Source organism: Evansella sp. AB-rgal1 (assembly GCF_041820985.1).
Lineage (GTDB): Bacteria > Bacillota > Bacilli > Bacillales > Salisediminibacteriaceae > Evansella.
This window is the reverse complement of sequence record NZ_JBGUAU010000033.1, coordinates 50,614-56,613: the sequence shown is the minus strand read 5'-3', so window position 1 is coordinate 56,613 and position 6,000 is coordinate 50,614. Positions and strand designations below refer to the sequence as shown.

5 protein-coding genes and 1 pseudogene are annotated in these 6,000 nt (G+C 36.7%); 5 read left to right on the top strand and 1 reads right to left on the bottom strand.

Going from position 1 to position 6,000, the window contains the following annotated elements; genetic code table 11:
- Positions 1-52 precede the first annotated feature (52 nt).
- Together ACERII_RS21645 and ACERII_RS21640 are read left to right on the top strand one after the other, a co-directional pair.
- A pseudogene (locus ACERII_RS21645) lies at positions 53-274 on the top strand (transposase); the annotation flags it as partial.
- Between the two features lie 737 nt (positions 275-1,011).
- Positions 1,012-1,398: a VOC family protein gene (locus ACERII_RS21640; RefSeq protein WP_373645054.1), complete on the top strand. Its 387-nt coding sequence runs from the start codon at positions 1,012-1,014 to the stop codon at positions 1,396-1,398.
- 616 nt (positions 1,399-2,014) lie between these two features.
- Here ACERII_RS21640 and ACERII_RS21635 read toward each other — a convergent pair.
- Entirely contained in the window at positions 2,015-2,875 is an 861-nt protein-coding gene (locus ACERII_RS21635; RefSeq protein WP_373645053.1) for a lipoate--protein ligase family protein, read from the bottom strand.
- A gap of 513 nt (positions 2,876-3,388) precedes the next feature.
- On the opposite strand from ACERII_RS21635, the gene ACERII_RS21630 reads away from it, so the two are divergent.
- From ACERII_RS21630 to ACERII_RS21620, 3 genes are all read left to right on the top strand, one after another.
- Positions 3,389-3,610, top strand: coding sequence for a YuzB family protein (locus ACERII_RS21630; protein WP_373645052.1), 222 nt, complete (start codon positions 3,389-3,391; stop codon positions 3,608-3,610).
- 465 nt (positions 3,611-4,075) lie between these two features.
- The gene (locus tag ACERII_RS21625; protein ID WP_373645051.1) at positions 4,076-5,380 is read left to right on the top strand and encodes an HD domain-containing protein; all 1,305 of its coding nucleotides are present in this window, start codon (positions 4,076-4,078) and stop codon (positions 5,378-5,380) included.
- A 3-nt stretch (positions 5,381-5,383) separates the two neighbouring features.
- A complete protein-coding gene (locus ACERII_RS21620; protein ID WP_373645050.1) occupies positions 5,384-5,899 on the top strand; it encodes a YwgA family protein in 516 nt (171 codons plus the stop codon).
- The last annotated feature ends 101 nt before the right edge of the window (positions 5,900-6,000 follow it).

The window sequence follows — 6,000 nt, the reverse complement described above, 5'->3', positions numbered from 1 at the left end:
GGGGTCATCCCCTCTTCGTAAAGATGGAGGTTATTCCAGATGTCAAAAGTAAAACCCTGACCACCCTAGATGGCTTCATACAGTGTTATCAAACGCTAAGGCACTTGTAGGTGGAACTTTTCATGGTTTGGATTCCAGACACCTTCAATCATACCTGGATGAATTCTGTTACAGATTTAATAGAAGGAAACATGAAGGCGAATTATTTAGTCAGCTCCTTCACCATTGTATTGGGGTTAAGGCAATTACTCACCGAGAATTAGTAGGAACATGAACATAAAAAAATTAAGTAGGGTTTTCTAAATAGATTGAAAAATTACACTAAAAACCACATTAATATGTTAAAATTAAAAAATAGATTGTTCAGTAATGAACATAAACGAACGGGGAGCATTCCTTACATAAGGAAATTACCTAATCTTGAACTACGAAGCAGCAAAGTTAAGGTAGAATAAGAATTTTTTCAGAAAATTATGTGGTGTAACTTTACCCAAATGGTATTGAGAGGAGGGAGAATGTAAAGGAGTATTTTGTTATAGGAAGTAAAAAATGGTCTACTATGGTGAAGTGGTGTACTATTTTAGGCTTTGGTATAGGATTAGTTGCAGGTTTCGCAATCTTAATTGGTTAAATGAACTTTTCACTAACGGGGTACTCATATTTTATTTTTTAACGGCTCTATGTTTACTTCGTTTGGCAGAAAGAATTGATGAACCATATAAGTCACACATTTCGAAACAAAATGGGCAACTTCATATTGTGCTAAACCATTTTTGTTAGCGTTTTCACGAGATAGGCCGATGTATTTACCTATTAAAGAATATGTTATCCGAAGTTTAGAAAACGAAATATGTACACAATCGCAGGATGGACATTTTTTTTTGAATTTGCATGTAGATGATGAAGAAAATGCTAGAGTATGGAAAAGCATTTGGACTATAGACGCTTTGAGGGCATTACATTATTACGGTATGATTGGAAAAAATTAAAATGAATAGGAGCTGTATTTAAATGAAATCTAAAATAAGCCTTGTAACAATAGTCACAGATGATGTTTTAAAAATGAAAAATTTCTATCGAGATGTTATAGGATTTAATACAGAAGATGATTCTGAACATAATGTAGAGTTTGAAAGTGAAGGAGTTAGGTTTTCAATTTGTTCCCGCCAAATAATGTCTGATATAACCGGAGGTCATTCTTCTTTTAAAGAAGATAAAAAGGGACAATCGTTTGAGTTAGCATTTCCTTGTGACACACCAGAAGAGGTAGAGAAATCTTATAAAGAAATTATAGGAAAAGGAGCTACTCCAATTAAAGAACCATCCCAAATGCCTTGGGGTCAGACTACCGCTTTTTTTGCAGACCCTGATGGAAATATCCACGAAATATTTTGTTGAAAATATATAACCAAACTAGGGCGTTAGTAAAAATACGAGTTGCAAAGTTGCAGCTCTTTTTTTGTATTCTACGAACTGGAAAATGACATTAAACTAAAGGGGACACTTACCTAAAGAAGCAACTTCTAATTAACAGCTAATGACGTTTACTATAAAAGCTATTCCAAAGGAGAGAGGTAATAGAAAAAGGTGAAAATAATATTATTTATTTTGTTATCATGAACCCTCGTTAGTATTTTTTCACTACCATGAAAATAAACTTCTCTAATTACATAAAAAGGACAATAACAAAGAAGACCCTTCTAATTCGCTTTAAAAAAAGAGCCACATACATCGAACTATGGATTGGTTGACTGGATTAGAACCAGTATAGACAACTAAGTATATTTTCATTCCTCTGTGGTGAAGCAGGCCTTCATGGATGGCTAACGGGAAGCGTGCATAAGCAAACATGAAAACAAAAGCACGAAGAACGGATTCTTCATGCCAATTTAATATGCGAATTCTACTGTAAATCAGCTGCGATAGATGTGTGATTTAGCCAATGAATTTGTCTGTGATTTACCGTTTTACAGCTCACTAGTAAACCAACTGCATACATCCAAAGGGCATTTCATTATACCATTACAATCTTCTCGTTCCTCTTTACCATACGAGCCAAGTTTTCCTCATAACTCTCCCAGTCTTCCTCGGACAAAGCAAATGTATCTAATTGATCACTCAAAGATGATAACTTCAACAGCAATGAATGGATAATACCTTGTATAGATAAATCAATATCAACTTGACCGCCCGCATATTCCTGAGATAACTCATCCAAGGAGGCCATCTTTGCGGGGATGATCTGTGGGTATTCATACTTGGTTGGAGCTCCCTGTACAGCACTATCGTAAAAATGCTTTACTAGTCTTGCGCGATCAGAACCGCTGCCACTGACAGCTAAATATATTTGAACAGCAACCCCACCACGAAGTCGACGTTGGGAGATGCCAGCAAATTTTTTTCCCTTAATACTTAAATCATATCTTCCAGGACAATACGATTCTTTTACTTCTCCGTCCATCACTAGCTTACCTAATGAACCTAACAAAAGTCGCACAAGTTCTACCATAAGCTCGTAGCCTCGATCTATCGACATCTCTTTACCATCTTGGAACAACAAGGATATATTTAATACTTGTTCATCTAAAACAACAGCCAAACCGCCTGAATTTCGAACGATGACATCGTACCCAGACCTCTTCAAAAAAGAAATGCCATCATCAATATATGGAAGTCTGCTATCTTGAATTCCTAATACCACCGTTTTGCTGTGAACCCAAGTCCGAGCAATTCCCCAATCCGGCTCATTACTAACTCTTCGACACAATGTATCGTCAATAGCAAAGGACTGCATAGGATTCATCCCAAGTCCCGTAACAGACTGATCTAATATAAACCATTTTTTTCGAAATAATGGAGAGAGTTGAACGTTCATGATGTACTCCTTACTCTAAGTCTTGATATAAATATTTATTTCTATTTTATAGTTGTTCAGAGGAACCATTCTTATATACAGGACCACTGAGTATGTCATAATTTTCACCATGATGAAAATACAGTATTAGATATATTAGTAACATCAACTGTATATGGAATGAGCGTAAGTCCACGAACTCCAGTGGGAAGTAGAGTAGAGGCGAGACACCGTAGCGACATAGTCGCGGAGGGGGCTCGGCAACTCCCCACAGGAAAGGAGTGGACTGGAGCGAATGGAACACCAACAAACAAAGTTAGTAATACAATATAGTGAGACAAGCGTATTTTCAGGTTAGACTAACCTAAACAAGGAAAGTTTAATATAAAATGAAAGTTTAGCTATAAGAGTATACCATAATTTGCGCAAAATTGGACAACGTTACCGTTGCAATTGACTATCAAAGCATTGTAAAATACTCGTTAGTGAAAAAAATTATTTCTCCTAAAATAGGAGTTAGAGGATGTGGTAACAATGGCAAACCAATTTCGTATATGTGACGAATGCCAGGCCACAAATATAAAAACATTAGTACCACGATTAGAGAAGCTAGATCCTGATGCAAAGATTTACATCGGATGCCAATCTTATTGTGGACCAGGTCGAAAAAAATCCTTTGCATTTGTAAATGATCGACCAGTTTCTGCACCAACTGAAAAAGAACTTATCGAAAAAGTGAAGAAACGAATGAAATAATGTGGCCAAAAATAGAAGTGGAAAAATTGTTATGCGATAGCTATCGCTCTCAAAAAAGTCACCTTCCAAAAGATTGTAAAAGCTACCTCAACACTATAGAGAAGTAGCTTTTTCTTTTTCATCATGGCTCTTTTATACGTTACAGTTGATTTTTACTCCAGGTTGCTCGCTTTCCTAGGGCGAACCGCAAGCCTCCTCGGTCGTTACCTCCCTGCGGGGTCTCGCCTGGTCCGCTTTTCCCATAGGAGTCTCGCACCTTCCGTAAAAATCAACATTCATAATAAATCAATATTCTCCTTTAACATAGCCTTCATCTAAGTCTATTGAGACGAAATTACTCAGATTAGACTGATATTTGTCAAATAAAACCTTTTTTTGTCAATTAGACAATGTTATTTTCAATAAAATTTAGTATAATAAAAACCAAGAAATTACGTTATCTGCTCAATATGAAAGGAGCTACGTATGACAAGTCGTTATGGAATGTTAGAAGAGGAAAAAGTGTTTAAAGACCCAGTACATCGATACATACACGTACGAGATGAACTCATTTGGGAGCTCATAGGAACGAAGGAATTTCAACGACTTCGTAGAATTCGTCAACTAGGAACAACATTTCTTACGTTCCATGGTGCTGAACACACTCGTTTTAACCATTCCCTTGGTGTATACGAAATCATGCGACGTATTGTGGAAAACATGGAGAAAAGAGAACACTTTGATCCTGAGGAACGTCTCGTATGCTTATCATCAGCTCTTCTCCATGATGTTGGTCATGGCCCATTTTCCCACTCGTTTGAAAAGGTGTTTCATACAGATCATGAGAGATGGTCAAGGGAGATTATCTTGGGTGATACAGAAATTAATTCTGTCCTCCGTGGTATGAGTGACGACTTCCCGAAAAAAGTTGCCGATGTCATAGCGAAGACATATCAAAATAAGCTAGTCGTCAGTTTGATATCCAGTCAAATTGATGCTGACCGTATGGATTATCTATTAAGAGATGCCTTTTACACAGGGGTTAGTTATGGGAACTTTGATATGGAACGAATTCTTCGCGTTATGCGTCCAAAAGAGGACCAAGCTGTTTTTAAACATAGTGGAATGCACGCAGTTGAAGATTATATTATGAGTCGTTATCAAATGTACTGGCAGGTGTACTTTCACCCAGTAACAAGAAGTGCGGAAGTAATATTAAGTAAAATTCTGCATCGAGCAAAGCATCTATTTGAACAGAATTATTCATTTATGGACAAGCCAAAGCATTTTGAATCACTTTTTTCAGGGAAAATTACGTTGGAGGATTATGTAAAGCTAGATGAATCTGTCATTTTGTATTACTTCCAAGAATGGCAAGAAGAAAAAGATCCGATCTTATCTGACTTATGCCAACGATTTATGGACCGTCGCTTATTCAAGTATGTGGAATGTGATCCTAGTGTTCAAATGAAAGTTTGGCCAGAACTAATCCAATTGTTCGGAAAAATAGGGTTTGATCCAAATTATTATCTAGTCATTGATTCGTCCTCCGATTTACCATATGACTTTTATCGCCCAGGAGAAGAGGAAGAGCGGTTACCAATACATCTTCTTATGCCAAATGGAGATTTGCGAGAATTATCTCGCGAGTCAGATGTAGTAGAAGCAATATCGGGGAAAAAACGAACAGACCATAAACTTTATTTTCCACAAGATGTTTTAGAAGATGATAAGACATTTCCTATAGAGAAAAAACAAATATTAAAGCTACTTACGTCACAGGAGGGGTAAACCGTGCTACAGGAGCATTGCAAGCTATTAGCTGTGTTAAAAGAAACTGGGGAAATCGTAGGCCGTAAAAAACTTCAAAAGCTTATATATATTGCAAAAAAATTAGAGTTTCCATTTTTCGAAAAGTATCAGTTCCATATGTTTGGCCCGTATTCTGAGGAACTGAATCTACGCGTAGAAGAAATGTGTCACCTCATGTTCGTAGAAGAGGTGAAAGAAAAGAAAGCTGGTTACTACCAATATCGCTATACACTATCTCAAAAAGGCGATGAGTTTCTTCAACTATCAGACTATGAATTACCGAAAACGAAGGAAATCTTAAACGAAATAAATAGTAAAAGTTCTAAGTTTCTAGAACTAGTTTCAACCGTATTATATTTCGAAGATTTAACAAGAAAAGAAGTAGAAGAAAAAGTATTCACACTGAAGGCAAAACAGAACTATACAATAGAAGACATAACAGAAGCATACGAGTTTATAGAGAACTTACGAAAACAAACGATCAGCGCAGTGATGTAGGGCTTAAGAAGACACGGCAGCTCCCCTAGGAAAGCGAATGGGCTGAAACGAATGGAATAACTACCAACAAAGTTAGGAATACAAGATAAGTTAAGAGCTAT

Excerpts from the sequence above, each read along its gene's own strand:
- ACERII_RS21640 (WP_373645054.1), top strand. The coding sequence starts at position 1,012 with ATGAAATCTAAAATAAGCCTTGTAACAATAGTCACAGATGATGTTTTA.
- ACERII_RS21635 (WP_373645053.1), bottom strand. The coding sequence starts at position 2,875 with ATGAACGTTCAACTCTCTCCATTATTTCGAAAAAAATGGTTTATATTA.
- ACERII_RS21630 (WP_373645052.1), top strand. The coding sequence starts at position 3,389 with ATGGCAAACCAATTTCGTATATGTGACGAATGCCAGGCCACAAATATA.
- ACERII_RS21625 (WP_373645051.1), top strand. The coding sequence starts at position 4,076 with ATGACAAGTCGTTATGGAATGTTAGAAGAGGAAAAAGTGTTTAAAGAC.